Genomic DNA, 13590 nt, shown 5'->3' with positions numbered 1-13590 from the left:
GGCCACCCGAGGCGCGAGCCTCGCACGGTCACCCGAAGCGCGAGCCTCACGTCGTCGACTGCTGCCCGTGCCTCACGTCTCCGTGCGGTACATCAGGTCGGTCTCGTGGGTGACGAACCCGAGGCGCTCGTAGACGGACACCGCCGCCGTGTTGTCGGCGTCGACGTACAGCATCGCCGTGGGCAGCCCCCGCTCCGCCAGGTGCCGCAGACCGATGGTGGTCAGGGCCTTGCCCAGGCCACCCCCCTGGGCGTCCGGCCGGATGCCGAGGACGTACACCTCTCCGAGCCGCTCCTCGGCGTGCTCCTTGGTCCAGTGGAAGCCGATCAGCTCGCCGTCCCGCTCGGCGAGGAAGAACCCCGCCGGGTCGAACCACGCCTCGGCCTTGCGGTCGTCGAGGTCCCGCTGGGTGAGCGAGCCCTGCTCGGGGTGGTGGGCGAAGGCGGCGGCGTTCACCGCGAGCCAGGCCTCGTCGTCCCGGCCGGGCACGAAGGTCCGCACGTTCACGCCCTCGGGCAGGCGCGGATCCGCCAGGTCCAGGCCGGCCAAGGGGCGCCGCATCTGGCGCAGTTCGCGGAAGAGGGTCAGCCCCAGCACCTGCGCGAGATGCCGGGCGGCGGAGTGGCCGCCGTGCGCCCAGATCCGCAGCCGCTTGCCGGACGCGGCGAGCAGCGCCGAGCCCAGCGCGCGCCCGTGGCCCTGCCCCCGGTGCGAGGGGTGGACGACCAGCTCGGCGGCCGGGGGCTCGATCGGGTCGGTGCCCTCCAGTTGGGCGTAGCCGACGGGCGCGCCGCCGTCGACGGTGAGCAGCAGGTGCGAGACGCCCTCCCGCGCCGGGCCGCGCAGTTGCAGCCGGCCCTGCTCGGAGACGGCCTGCTGACCGTCGTTGCGGGCGGCCTCGGCGAGCAGGGCGAGGACGGCGTCGGTCTGCTCCGGGGTGAGTTCGGAGAGGGTCTCGATCGAGCGGGAGCGGCCGGGCCGCACGGTGTCGTCGCTGGTCATGCGTACGAGGGTAAAGGGCAGGCGCGGCAAAGCGGCGGTAGTCGGGGGAGAGGGGCCGGTGACGAGGTACACCAGGATGTAACCCGGAACCCCCTGTCGCGCTACGCGCGTTGACTCTAGGCTGTCGCGCCGGCGGGCCGTCTCCTCAGCGGCTCGCGTCACGCACACCCACAGGGGGGCGCATGCCAGCCACAGCACAGTCGCACCATCCGCGCCGCAGACGCCGTACGACCCGTCTCCTCGCCGCTGCCGCCACCGTCGTCACCGCCGGGGCGCTCGCCGCGGCGGCACTGCCGGCGTCGGCGAACGCGGGCGAGGGCAACCGGGGCCACGGCGGCCACGGTCACGGCCGCTACCAGGACGTACAGCTCCTCTCCTTCAACGACCTGCACGGCAACCTGGAACCGCCCGCCGGTTCCTCCGGCCGGGTCACGGAGCACCAGCCGGACGGGACGACGAAGACGATCGACGCGGGCGGCATCGAGTACCTGGCCACCCACCTGCGCGAGGCGCGCAAGGGCAACCGCTACTCCATCACCGCGGCCGGCGGCGACATGGTCGGCGCGTCCCCCCTCCTCTCCGGCCTCTTCCACGACGAGCCGACCATCGAGGCGCTGAACAAGCTGGACCTCGATGTGACGAGCGTCGGCAACCACGAGTTCGACGAGGGCGCCAAGGAACTGGCCCGCCTCCAGAACGGCGGCTGCCACCCCACCGAGGGCTGCTACACGGACGAGGAGTTCGAGGGCGCCGACTTCCCGTACCTGGCGGCGAACGTCCTCGACGAGAAGACCGGCAAGCCCATCCTCAAGCCCTACTGGGTCTGGAAGCACAAGGGCGTCAAGGTCGGCTTCATCGGCGTGACCCTGGAGGGCACCCCGGACATCGTCTCGGCGGAGGGTGTCAAGGGCCTGACCTTCAAGGACGAGGTAGAGACGATCGACAAGTACGCCAAGGTGCTCCAGCGCCAGGGCGTGAAGTCCATCGTCGCCCTGGTCCACGAGGGCGGCTTCCCCGCCTCCTCCTCGTACAACTACGACTGCGACTCCCCGGGCGCCGGCGACGGCATCTCCGGCCCGATCGCCGACATCGCCAAGAACGTCACGCCCCAGGTGGACGCGCTGGTCACCGGCCACACCCACGCGGCGTACGTCTGCACGATCCCCGACCCGGCGGGCAAGCCCCGCATGGTCACCTCGGCCTCGTCCTTCGGCCGCCTCTACACCGACACGACGCTGACCTACGACCGCGCCACGGGTGACATCGCCCGTACGGCCGTGAAGTCGGCGAACCACGTCGTCACGCGGGACGTCCCGAAGGCGCCGGACATGACCCGCCTGATCGACAAGTGGAGCACCCTGGCCGCCCCGATCGGCAACCGCGCCATCGGCTACGTCTCCGGCGACATCGACCGCAACGGCACCGAGTCCCCGCTGGGCGACCTGATCGCCGACGCGCAGTTGGCATACGGCAGGTCCCAGGACCCCGAGACCGACCTGGCCCTGATGAACCCGGGCGGCATCCGCGCGCCCCTGACCTACGCGGCTTCGGGCAGCGAGGGCGACGGCGTCGTCACGTACGCCGAGGGCTTCACGGTCCAGCCCTTCGCCAACACCGTGAACCTGAAGGACTACACGGGCGCGCAGCTGATCCAGGTCCTCAAGGAACAGGTGAGCGGCCCGAACGAGGCGGCCCCGAAGATCCTCCAGATCTCCTCCGGCCTGACGTACACGCTGGACCTGACGAAGACGGGCGCCGAGCGCGTCGTCACCGACTCCATCCGCCTCAACGGCGCGCCGATCGACGAGAACGCCACCTACCGCGTCGCCTCCAACAGCTTCCTCGCGGGCGGCGGCGACGGCTTCCCGACCCTGAACGAGGGCACGAACGAACTGGTCGGCGCGGACGACCTGACGGCCCTGGAGCAGTACCTGACGGCCAACTCGTCGGCCGGCGACCCGATCGCCCCGCCGGCGGCGGACCGGATCACGGTCGTGCAGTAGGCGCTGCGCGTTGTTCCTGAGAGGGGCCCTAGGCGTCGCACCCGGTGCGGACGCCTCGGGCCCCTCTCCCGTTGCCCTGCGACTGCCCCGCCCTACGACGCCGTGGGCACCCAGCCGCCCAGCCAGTCGCGGACCTCCTGGCCGGCGGCCTGGGAGTCGGTCAGGTGGGGGCGGTCAGGGCCCGCCGCGCCCGCGCCGGGGCCCGAGTTCCGGTATTCGGCGAAGCGGTCGTCCTTCCAGGAGAAGCCGCCCATGTCGGACCACGGTGCGGACTTGATCGCGGTGCTGAGCTCGGTGTCGCGGACCGTGGTCTGTGGGTCGAGGGTCGCGTCGCCGCCCGCGTGCCAGGTGCGGCCGAGGTGGAAGGAGCCGGCCGCGACGTCGCCGTTGACGACGGAGCGGTTGATCAGGAAGCCCTTGCGGTCGGCCGGGGTGCTGGGGGCGGTGACATAGCCGGCCGAGGTGCCGTCCCAGCGCTTTTTGAGGGTGATGACCGAGCGGTCGATCACGGCGGAGGCGCGGCCGAAGATGAAGTCGACGTTGCCGACGACGTAGGAGTTGCTCATGTAGACGCGGCCGAGTCTGTCCTTGGCGGCCGTGTCCAGCAGGAGGGTGTCCTGGTCGCCGGTGACGATCACACTGTCCAGGAACACCTTGTCAGCGGCGGTGCGCAGCGCCACTGCCTGGTGGCCGTTCAGGGACTGATTGGCGGCCTCGTCGAAGTCGTTGGCGATGGTGAGGTTGCGGGCCTGGAAGTCGTCGGCCTCGACGGCGACGGTCGCGCTGCCGGAGGTGCCGTAGGTGCCGGAGCCGTCGGGCTTGGGTGTCCCGGCCGCGTTGTCGTAGGCGATCACGGTCTGCTTGCGGCTGCTGCCCGTGCCCTGGATGGTGACGTGCGGCTTGTTGGAGGGCACCTTCACCGTCTCGCGGTACGTCCCCGGTTTCACGGCGATGACGACCCGGGAGGCGTTGTCCGCCGGCACGGCGTCCACGGCGGCCTGGACGGACTTGTACTGCGCGGTGCCGTCCTTGGCGACCGTGAGCGTGGTCGCGGCCTTCGTGGCCGCGCCGCCCTGCCCGCTGTCCGCGACCCCGATCGACGTGCGCGGGCCCGCGCCGGCCAGCAGCAGCCTCGGCACGTCCGCGGCCTCGTCGAGCGTGTAGGCGTAGAACTCCTTCGGGTCGAAAGCCGTTCCGCCGCTCTCGTTGCGGCCCGAGGTGCCGGAGAAGACGTTGCCGCGCTGGACGAGGGAGGCGGTGGCGTCCTTGATGACGGGGTTGTTCACGCCCTGGAAGTAGCTGTTCTCCAGGACCATCGACGTCCGGCCGCGCGCGTAGTTGCCGTAGGAGGAGGTGATGTCGGTGTCCGGTACGTCCTCCAGGTAGTTGTTGTAGAGGTGCGCGTGCGCGGCGTTGTCGGTGGAGGGATTGCGCTGCTCGGTCTCGCGGAACCAGTTGTGGTGGACCGTGATGTCCGTGGTGACGTTTTCCGTCCAGCCGATGCCGAAGGTCTTGTTGTTGTCGCTCAGCCTGTTCCAGGAGACCGTCACGAACGTGCTGTCCTTGCGGACGTCGATCAGGCCGTCCGCCATGTGCCGCAGGTCGTTGTGGTCGATCCACACGTGGTGCGCGCCGTCCATCTGGATCGCGTCGAAGTCGTGCTCCTTGTCGTTCCAGACGCCCTGGTAGGAGTCCCGGATCGTCAAGTTGCGGATGATCACGTTGTGCACACCGGTGCCGAGGAAGAAGCCGCCGCCGACTATCTGCCCGGAGGTGCCGGCGCCGACGATCGTCTTGTCCGAGCGGACCTTGATCTCCTTGCCGACGGGCGCCATCCCGATCGTCCCGGCGACGACGATGACGTACGGCTCCTCGGCCGTCGCGTACTTCTCCAGCTCGGCCTGCGTGCGCACGGTCACGGTCTCGCCCTCCCGGCCGCCGTAGGTGCCCTTCTGGCCGAGGGCGTCGACGGAGGCGAAGCCGTCGGCGGTGGCGGTGGCCCACGCGGGGGCGGTGTAGCCGACCGCGGACGCCTCACTGGCCGAACCGGAGCCGAAGAAGCCGGTGTCCGGGCCGTAGGCCAGCGCGCCGGCAGCGACCAGGGCCAGGGGGACGCCCACGGCCAGGGCCCTTCTTGTCCTGCGGTGGCGGGCCTTGGCGCGGGTGCGGGTACGGGTCTCGCTCACGGCTGACTTCCGTTCAGGTGGGGACTGGATCACCTGTCGGTCGCCGCCCGGCCGTCGGAAGGTTGCCGCGCGGTCAGAAGTCGGCGACCTCAAGGCGTGCGCCCCGGCTGACCGCGATCCGCAGCACGTCCTGCAGCGCCTCGGTCGCCCTGACCACCGCGCACCGCACCGCCCGCTCCCCGGCTCGCCGGTCCCCGAGCACCGCCCTGGCCGTGGCTATGGTGGAGCCATGGCGGAGCACACGACCATTCAGGTGTCGCGCCAGGCCCGCGCACGTCCGGTGACCTGCTCCGCGTTCCCGCCCTGTGCCTCATGCGGGCCGAGTCGGAGGCACTCCCCCGGCATGCTCGGCTGTACCTGACCTCAGTCGGCCGCGCCGGTCTCCGGCGGCGGTACCGGCGCCCCCGGCAGGCGTACGGTCGCCGTCGTGCCGCCTCCCTCGCCCGGGGTCAGGGTCACGGTGCCCCCGGCCTGCTGCACCGTGCGGGCCACGATGGACAGGCCCAGGCCCGAGCCGGGCAGGGCGCGGGCGGACGGGGAGCGCCAGAAGCGGTCGAAGACGTGGGGGAGTTCGTCGGCGGGGATGCCGGGGCCGTGGTCGCGGACGGTGAGGACGCCGTCGGCGAGGCGGACGTCCACGGTGCCGGACTCGGGGCTGAACTTCACCGCGTTGTCCAGGATGTTGACCACCGCGCGTTCCAGCGCGGCCGGTTCCGCGCGCACGTACCAGGGCCGCACGTCGGCCGTGATGGTCAGTTCCGGGCCGCGCAGGCGGGCGCGGCGCAGGGCGGACTCGACGACGTCGTGCCAGGCGAGGATGCGGGTCTTGCCGGCGTGCTGGCCGGTGTCGGGGCGGGAGAGTTCCTGGAGGTCGCCGATCAGCGCCGCCAGTTCGGTCATCTGGGCCTTCACCGAGGCGAGCAGGGCCTTGCGGTCGGCCTCGGGGATCGGGCGGCCGGTCTCCTCGCTGCGGGTGAGGAGTTCGACGTTGGTGCGCAGGGAGGTGAGGGGGGTGCGCAGTTCGTGGCCGGCATCGGCGATCAGTTGTTGTTGCAGGTCGCGGGAGCTGGCCAGGGACGAGGTCATGGAATTGAAGGAGCGGGACAGGCGGGCGATCTCGTCGTCGCTGTCGTCCTCGACGGGGATGCGGACCGTGAGGTCCTCGGTGCGGGCCACGTGCTCCACGGCCCGCGTCAGTTCGTCGACGGGCCGCAGGGCGGTCCGGGCCACCCAGAGACCGGCGGCGCCCGCGCCGAGGACACCCGCGCCCGCGACGAAGACGAGCACCAGCGCGAGGTTGCTGAGGGAGCTGTTCACCTCGTCCAGCGGGCGGGCGGCGGAGACGGCGACGCCCAGCTCGGGCAGGACGCTGTAGGTGTAGACGCGGTACTGCGTGCCGTCCGGGCCCGTGGCGTCGTGCAGGGCGTCCTTGGTGCTGCCCTCGGCCACGGCACGGTCGGTGTCGGTGAGCGGGACCTTCTCCATGCCGATGATCAGGCAGCTCCCGCCCGTGCCGTCCACGAGCTGTACGGACGAGCCGAAGGGGTTCTGCTCGTGCGTGACGGGATCGTGGGCGCACTCGCCGGTGCGCAGGTTGACGTACTGGCTCACCTGCTGCCTGCTCATGCGGTTCGCCTTGAGGGCCTCGTCGAGTGAGCTGACCAGCACGCTCTTCACCACGAACCAGCACGCCACCGCAGCCGCCGCCACCGCGAGGGCCACCGCCGCCGCCACCAGCAGCGACAGCCTGGCCCGGATGGGCAGCGCGCGGACACGGCGGGCCAGGCTTCTCACTCCGCGCCGCCCTGCCGCAGGACGTAGCCGACGCCGCGCACGGTGTGGACGAGGCGCGGCTCGCCGGCCGCCTCGGTCTTGCGGCGCAGGTACATGACGTACACGTCGAGGGAGTTGGAGGAGGGCTCGAAGTCGAAGCCCCAGACGGCCTTGAGGATCTGCTCGCGGGTGAGGACCTGGCGCGGGTGGGCCATGAACATCTCCAGGAGCGTGAACTCCGTGCGGGTCAGCTCGACCGGGCGCCCGGCCCGGACGACCTCCCGCGTCGACAGGTCCATGGTCAGGTCGGCGAAGGTCAGGGTGTCGTCGTCCTCGGCGGTGGCCTCGAGGGCCGCCGCGTAGGAGCTGCGGCGCAGCAGCGCGCGGATGCGGGCGAAGAGTTCGTCGAGTTCGAAGGGCTTGACGAGGTAGTCGTCGGCGCCGGCGTCCAGGCCGGTCACCCGGTCGCCGACCGTGTCGCGGGCCGTGAGCATGAGGACGGGTGTCGTGTCACCCGCGCCGCGGATGCGGCGGGCGGCGGTCAGGCCGTCCATGCGGGGCATCTGGATGTCGAGGACGATCAGGTCGGGGCGGTAGGCCGTCGCCTTCTCCAGCGCGTCGGCGCCGTCGACGGCGACCTCGGTGTCGTAGCCCTCGAAGGCGAGGCTGCGCTGGAGGGCTTCGCGGACCGCCGGCTCGTCGTCGACGATCAGGATGCGCTGGACTTCACGGTCGCGGTCGCCGTCTGCGGGGCTCATGGGCTCGGGTTCCTCGGATGCGGTGTCGGGTGCGGCTGCCAACGTCATCAGCCTCGCATGTCCGCGGCGGCCTCGGGCAGCCGCGGGGGACGCCCGCTCAGCCGTCGGCACCCGCGCGCAGCTTGGCCAGGTCGGCCTTGACGGTGTTGATCGGGATGGCGAAGCCGAGGCCGACGCTGCCCGCACTGGCGGAGGACTCGGCCGACGAGTACATCGCGGAGTTGATGCCGATGATGTTGCCGTTCATGTCGATCAGCGCACCGCCGGAGTTGCCCGGGTTGAGGGACGCGTCGGTCTGGATCGCCTTGTACGTCGTCGTGGACGAGCCGGTGTCGCCGTTGAACTCCCGGCCACCGAACTCGAACGGCCAGCCGCCGCCCTGGCGCTGCTGCTGTTGCTGCTGCCCCTCGTCGGTCGAGACGGTCACGTCGCGGTCCAGGGCGGAGACGATGCCGCTGGTGACCGTGCCGGTCAGGCCCTCGGGGGAGCCGATCGCCACGACCTGCTGGCCGACCTGCACGGCGTCGGAGTCGCCGAGGGCCGCGGCCTTCAGTCCGGAGGCGTTCTCCAGCTTGATCAGCGCGAGGTCCTTGCTGCTGTCCGTGCCGACGACCTCGGCCGTGTACTGCTTGCCGTCGCTGGTCGTCACCTTGACGGACGAGGCACCGGACACCACGTGGTTGTTGGTGATGATCTCGCCGTCACTGGTGATGATCACACCGGAACCGGTGGAGGAGCCCGCGGCCGAGGTGGCGCTGATCTCGACGATGCTCGGGCTGACCGCCTGGGCGACCCCGGAGACCGTGCCCTTCTGGCTGGACGGCACCACGTTGGTGCTGCCGGTGCTCGCGGCGACGGTGTCGCTGCCGGTCAGCTCCTGGATGCCGAACGCGGTGCCGCCGCCGACGGCCGCCGCGACGATCGCCACGGCGGCGAGGAGGGCGACGGGGCCGCGCCGGGTGCCGCGCTTCTTGTGGGGCTGCTCGGGCTGCCCGTCCGGGAAGGCGGCGGCGGGCGGCTGGGCCGGCGGGGGAGGCCACTCCGGGTCGACGGGAGAGGAGGCGTGCTGGGTTCCCTGGTACGGGTTCCCGTACGGGTTCTCCTGGGCGTGCTCGTACTCGCCGCTGCGGCGGAGGCTCTCGGTCATGTTCATGAGCTTCCCGCCCCCGTATGAGAGCGGCCTGAGGGCTGCCTGAGAAGCCCGGCAGAACCTCGTATGCCCGATGTAAAGAACCCGGCGCGAGGTCGGGACGCCAGGACGCAGGGGCGCCGGGGCGCGGGGGCGGCTGGGCACGGGGGCGCCGGGGCGCCGGGGCGCGGGGGCTATTCGCAGCCGCAGGACTGCCGGACCACCAGCCGCGACGGGAAGACCTTCAGCCGCTCGCGCCGGGAGCCCGCCACGCGCAGACCGTCGTCCAGGACCAGGTCAACGGCCGCCCGCGCCATCGCCGAGCGGTCGGAGGCGACCGTGGTCAGCGGCGGATCGGCCAGGTCCGCCTCCTTGATGTCGTCGAATCCGGCCACCGCCAGCTCGCCCGGCACGTCGATGCGCAGCTCGCGGGCGGCGCGCAGCAGGCCGATCGCCTGGTCGTCGGTGGAGCAGAAGATCGCGGGCGGGCGCCGCGGGCCGGAGAGCAGCTCCAGGGCCACGCGGTACGCGTCGTAGCGGTTGTACGGCGCCTCGAAGAGCCGGCCCTCGGTGGAGAGCCCGGCCTCCTTCATCGCCCGCCGCCAGCCCTCGACGTGGTCGGAGACCGGGTCGCCGACGGACGGGGTCTCGGCGGTGCCGCCCATGCAGGCGACGTACTCGTACCCGTGCTCCAGCAGGTGGCGCACGGCGAGCTGGGCACCACCGAGGTCGTCGGTGACGACGGCCACGTCGTCGATGGCCTCGGGGCGCTCGTGCAGCAGGACGACCCGGGCGTCCCAGGCCTCGATCTCGGCGGCGGCCAGGTCGTTCAGGGCGTGGCTGACCAGGATCAGACCGGAGACCCGCATCCCGAGGAAGGCGCGCAGGTAGTGGACCTCGCGCTCGCCGACGTAGTCGGAGTTGCCGACGAGGACCATCTTCCCGCGCTCGGACGCGGCCTGTTCGACCGCGTGCGCCATCTCCCCGAAGAAGGGCTGGCGCGCGTCCGGCACGATCAGTCCTATGAGGTCCGTGCGCCGCGACGCCATCGCCTGGGCGACCCGGTCCGGGCGGTACCCCAGTTCCTTGATCGCGGCGAGGACACGCTCGCGCGTGGCCGGGGCGACCGGCCGGGGTCCGTTGTTGATGACATAGCTGACGACGGCGGTGGAAGTCCCCGCCAGTCGCGCCACGTCATCCCGAGTCACCTTGGCCACGCGCGGAGTCTACGCGGATGGATCCGCCCTGGGCAGGGCGTGTCACACCTTGGTCGACGTCGCCTCGGCCGCGGTGTCCGCCCGCGCTTCCGTCCGGGCCCCGGCCTTCGCCTTGGCGTCCTCCGCGCGCTCGCCCTTCTCGGGCTTCTCCGGCGTGACGAAGCGGTAGCCGACGTTGCGGACGGTCCCGATCAGCGACTCGTGCTCGGGGCCGAGCTTGGCGCGCAGCCGCCGTACGTGCACGTCGACGGTGCGGGTGCCGCCGAAGTAGTCGTAGCCCCAGACCTCCTGGAGCAGCTGCGCGCGGGTGAAGACCCGGCCCGGGTGCTGGGCGAGGTACTTCAGCAGCTCGAACTCCTTGAAGGTCAGGTCCAGGACCCGGCCCTTGAGCTTCGCGGAGTACGTCGCCTCGTCCACCGAGAGGTCGCCGTTGCGGATCTCCATCGGGGAGTCGTCGCCGACGATCTGCTGACGGCCCATGGCGAGGCGCAGCCGGGCCTCGACCTCCGCCGGGCCCGCCGTGTCCAGCAGTACGTCGTCGATGCCCCAGTCGGCCGTGACGGCGGCGAGGCCGCCCTCGGTGACGACCAGGACCAGCGGGCAGCTCAGGCCCGTGGAGCGCAGCAGCTGGCACAGGCTGCGGACCTGGGGGAGGTCGCGGCGCCCGTCGACGAGGATCACGTCGGCGCCGGGGGTGTCGACGAGGGCGGGGCCCTCGGCGGGGGCGACGCGGACGTTGTGCAGCAGCAGGCCGAGGGCGGGAAGCACCTCCGTCGACGGCTGGAGGGCGTTGGTCAGGAGCAGCAGAGAACTCATCGCGCCCCACCTGCCTGGGTCGTCCTGCGGTCGTGCCCGGTTCGCTCGCCCATAACGTCTGGTTCCTCCTGGGTCCCTGCGAGGACGTTTGCGGCACTGCTTCTTACAGGTGGCGGGACCCGTGCCCGTGGGGCCCGCCGCGTGTCCGGGAGGTGAACGCCCGGCGCCCGCCCGGCATCGCTCCCGAAAGCACAAAAGGACCCGGGGGCTACGTTGCCCGAGTCCTCTGCCCAGCAGAATAGCCGACATGAGCAACCGTCGGTCAGGTCATGTGGCGCGTTCCACCTTTCGTCCGCATCCCGAGACGCCCGGAAAGACGCCTCAAAGGAGCCCGCGCCGCACGCCGGCCCGCACCTTCCTCCGCACGTCCGACGGGGTGCCGATCGACGCCGTGTACGAGCCCGGCGCGACCGCCCACGACGTATCTGACCTGGTGTTCGTCGTCGCCCACGGGTTCACGGGCGACGCCGACCGGCCGCACGTACGACGCATCGCCGAGGCGTTCGCGCGGCACGGCGCGGTGGTCACGTTCTCCTTCCGGGGGCACGGCGCGTCCGGTGGACGGTCCACCGTCGGCGACCGCGAGGTGCTGGACCTGGCGGCGGCGGTCACCTGGGCGCGCGGATTCGGACACGCGCGCGTGGTGACCGTCGGCTTCTCCATGGGCGGCTCGGTGGTGCTGCGGCACGCCGCGCTGTACGCCGACGACCGCGAGGCCGGCACGGACGCCGTGGTGTCGGTGAGCGCGCCGGCCCGCTGGTACTACCGGGGTACGGCACCCATGCGCCGGCTGCACTGGCTGGTGATGCGCCCCGCCGGGCGCCTGGTGGGCCGCTACGGCATGCGCACCCGTATCCATCACCGGGACTGGGACCCGGTGCCGCTGTCGCCGGTGGAGGCGGTGCCCCGGATCGCGCCGAGGCCGCTGCTCGTCGTGCACGGCGACCGGGACGGCTACTTTCCCCTCGACCACCCCCGGATGCTGGCCGAGGCGGCCGGTGACCACGGGGAGCTCTGGCTGGAGCCCGGCATGGGCCACGCCGAGCACGCGTCCGGCGAGGGGCTGCTGCACCGGATCGGCGACTGGGCGGTGGCGCGGGCGGGCTAGCCTGACGTTGTTCACCGCCGGTCGGCACCGACGCCGACCGGCACCGGCGACGAAGGATCCAGATGGCAAAGGTCACGGTGCGCTACTGGGCCGCCGCGAAGGCCGCGGCGGGGGTGGCCGAGGAGGCGTACGACGCGGCCACGCTCGGCGAGGCGCTCGGCGCGGTGCGCGAGCGGCACCCCGGCGAACTCACGCGCGTGCTGCTGCGCTGCTCGTTCCTCGTCGACGGCGACCCCGTGGGCACGCGCGAGCACGAGACGGTACGACTGGCCGACGGCGGCACGGTCGAGGTGCTCCCGCCGTTCGCGGGAGGGTGACCATGACCGACCAGCCGGACCGTCCGTACGGACAGAACCAGCCGTACGAGGGATACGACGCCCAGGCGTGGCCGTCCGGGCAGCAGGCGTACCAGGGCCACCACGGTTACGAGGACCCGAACGCCGCGCAGTACACGCAGCAGTGGCAGGGGCAGACCTGGGAGACCCAGGTGCAGCCGCCGGTCCCGGCGGAGGAGACGGCGTACCTGCCGCCCCAGCAGCCGCAGGCCCCGCAGGCGTACCAGGAGCCGGCGAGTCCGGCGTACGGATCGCACGGCGGCTACGCGCCCCAGCAGCAGCCTCAGCAGCCGTATCAGCCACAGGCGTACGCACAGCAGCCTCAGCCACAGGCCTTCGCACAGCAGCCGCGGCCGGAGGTGTACGCCCCGCAGCCGGAGGCGTACGAGCCGCAGCCCCAGGCGTACGCACAGCAGCCGCAGCCCCACCAGCAGCGGACCGCCCCCGACCCGGCCCCCACCGACGAGCCCGACTACGGCCCCGCGACCCTCGCCGGGAACACGCGGATAACGGACGCCCAGCGTGCCCGTGCCGAGGGGCGTTCGCCGATCATCGACCCCGGCATGCAGCCGGCGGGGCTCACCGCTCTGCTCGGTCTGCTGCTCGCCGGTGGGGCGGCGCTCGGCACCTACGCCCTGCTCGTCCCGCTCGTCGTCCTCCAGGCGGTCACCGCGGCGGGCTGGTTCCGGCTGAACGGCATGTGGCCCGCCCGGCAGGGCATCGCACTGGGCTTCGCCGCCGCGCTCGCCGCCGACGCGGCGATGCTGGTGTCGGACCGCTCACCTGCGGCGATCCTCGGCACGCTCGGGGTGTGGGTGCTGCTCTCCCTCGTGCTGCAACTGCGCTCGCACGCCGACCCCGACGAGCGGATGTACGGCCTGATGGCGACCGTCGTCGCGGCGGCCCTGGCCGTCGTCGCGGGCGGGTACCTGGCCGCCGACGCGGACGCCGTGACGGTCGGCGCGATCGCGGTGGCCGTCGCCGTCGTGGCGCGAGCCCTGCCGCTGCCGACCGCGGCGTCCCCGGTCGTGGCGCTGCTCGCGGCGGCCGGGGCGGGGATCGCGGCCGGCGCGATGACGGACTTCGGTACGTCGGGGGCGCTGCTCGGCGCGGGCGCCGCGGTGTGCGCGCTGATCGGCCACCGGGTCGCGGCCTACGACTACCCCTCCCGCTTCGTCCACTTCACGGCGGGCGTGGCCCTGCCGCTGGCGGCCGCGGCGCCGGCCGTCTACCTGCTGGGCCGGGCGCTCGGCTGAAACCGGC

12 protein-coding genes are annotated in these 13590 nt (G+C 72.3%); 4 read left to right on the top strand and 8 right to left on the bottom strand.

The genetic code is table 11. From position 1 onward, the window contains the following. Positions 1-72 precede the first annotated feature (72 nt). On the bottom strand, positions 73-1002 hold the full coding sequence (gene mshD, locus ACLIN4_RS16400) for a mycothiol synthase (RefSeq protein WP_411575945.1): 930 nt from the start codon (positions 1000-1002) through the stop codon (positions 73-75). Positions 1003-1184: 182 nt separating this feature from the next. Here mshD and ACLIN4_RS16395 point away from each other — a divergent pair, with 182 nt between their 5' ends. After that, positions 1185-3005, top strand: coding sequence for a bifunctional metallophosphatase/5'-nucleotidase (locus ACLIN4_RS16395; RefSeq protein WP_411575944.1), 1821 nt, complete (start codon positions 1185-1187; stop codon positions 3003-3005). Positions 3006-3097: 92 nt separating this feature from the next. Here ACLIN4_RS16395 and ACLIN4_RS16390 read toward each other — a convergent pair whose 3' ends face one another. From ACLIN4_RS16390 to ACLIN4_RS16360, 7 genes are all read right to left on the bottom strand, one after another. Then, the gene (locus tag ACLIN4_RS16390; RefSeq protein WP_107476123.1) at positions 3098-5191 is read right to left on the bottom strand and encodes a pectinesterase family protein; all 2094 of its coding nucleotides are present in this window, start codon (positions 5189-5191) and stop codon (positions 3098-3100) included. A 73-nt stretch (positions 5192-5264) separates the two neighbouring features. Next, positions 5265-5432: a hypothetical protein gene (locus ACLIN4_RS16385; protein ID WP_179342231.1), complete on the bottom strand. Its 168-nt coding sequence runs from the start codon at positions 5430-5432 to the stop codon at positions 5265-5267. 122 nt (positions 5433-5554) lie between these two features. Continuing rightward, on the bottom strand, positions 5555-6985 hold the full coding sequence (locus ACLIN4_RS16380) for a sensor histidine kinase (RefSeq protein WP_107476122.1): 1431 nt from the start codon (positions 6983-6985) through the stop codon (positions 5555-5557). Next, positions 6982-7722: a response regulator transcription factor gene (locus ACLIN4_RS16375; protein WP_107476121.1), complete on the bottom strand. Its 741-nt coding sequence runs from the start codon at positions 7720-7722 to the stop codon at positions 6982-6984. Before ACLIN4_RS16375 ends, ACLIN4_RS16380 begins: the two co-directional genes overlap by 4 nt. A gap of 97 nt (positions 7723-7819) precedes the next feature. Continuing rightward, the gene (locus tag ACLIN4_RS16370; protein WP_107476120.1) at positions 7820-8875 is read right to left on the bottom strand and encodes a S1C family serine protease; all 1056 of its coding nucleotides are present in this window, start codon (positions 8873-8875) and stop codon (positions 7820-7822) included. A gap of 170 nt (positions 8876-9045) precedes the next feature. Next, the gene (locus ACLIN4_RS16365; RefSeq protein ID WP_100048739.1) at positions 9046-10068 is read right to left on the bottom strand and encodes a LacI family DNA-binding transcriptional regulator; all 1023 of its coding nucleotides are present in this window, start codon (positions 10066-10068) and stop codon (positions 9046-9048) included. A gap of 42 nt (positions 10069-10110) precedes the next feature. Continuing rightward, positions 10111-10884, bottom strand: a complete 774-nt coding sequence (locus ACLIN4_RS16360) for a winged helix-turn-helix transcriptional regulator (RefSeq protein ID WP_289908044.1) — start codon at positions 10882-10884, stop codon at positions 10111-10113. A 247-nt stretch (positions 10885-11131) separates the two neighbouring features. Between ACLIN4_RS16360 and ACLIN4_RS16355 the strand changes: the two genes are divergently transcribed. From ACLIN4_RS16355 to ACLIN4_RS16345, 3 genes are all read left to right on the top strand, one after another. Further along, positions 11132-11992: an alpha/beta hydrolase gene (locus ACLIN4_RS16355; RefSeq protein WP_179342238.1), complete on the top strand. Its 861-nt coding sequence runs from the start codon at positions 11132-11134 to the stop codon at positions 11990-11992. Between the two features lie 62 nt (positions 11993-12054). Continuing rightward, positions 12055-12309, top strand: a complete 255-nt coding sequence (locus ACLIN4_RS16350; RefSeq protein ID WP_107476118.1) for a MoaD/ThiS family protein — start codon at positions 12055-12057, stop codon at positions 12307-12309. A gap of 2 nt (positions 12310-12311) precedes the next feature. Further along, positions 12312-13583, top strand: coding sequence for a hypothetical protein (locus ACLIN4_RS16345; protein WP_411575943.1), 1272 nt, complete (start codon positions 12312-12314; stop codon positions 13581-13583). The last annotated feature ends 7 nt before the right edge of the window (positions 13584-13590 follow it).

Origin of the sequence: Streptomyces mutabilis (assembly GCF_046628145.1) — a bacterium.
GTDB lineage: Bacteria > Actinomycetota > Actinomycetes > Streptomycetales > Streptomycetaceae > Streptomyces > Streptomyces mutabilis.
This window is presented reverse-complemented; position numbering and strand designations above follow the sequence as displayed.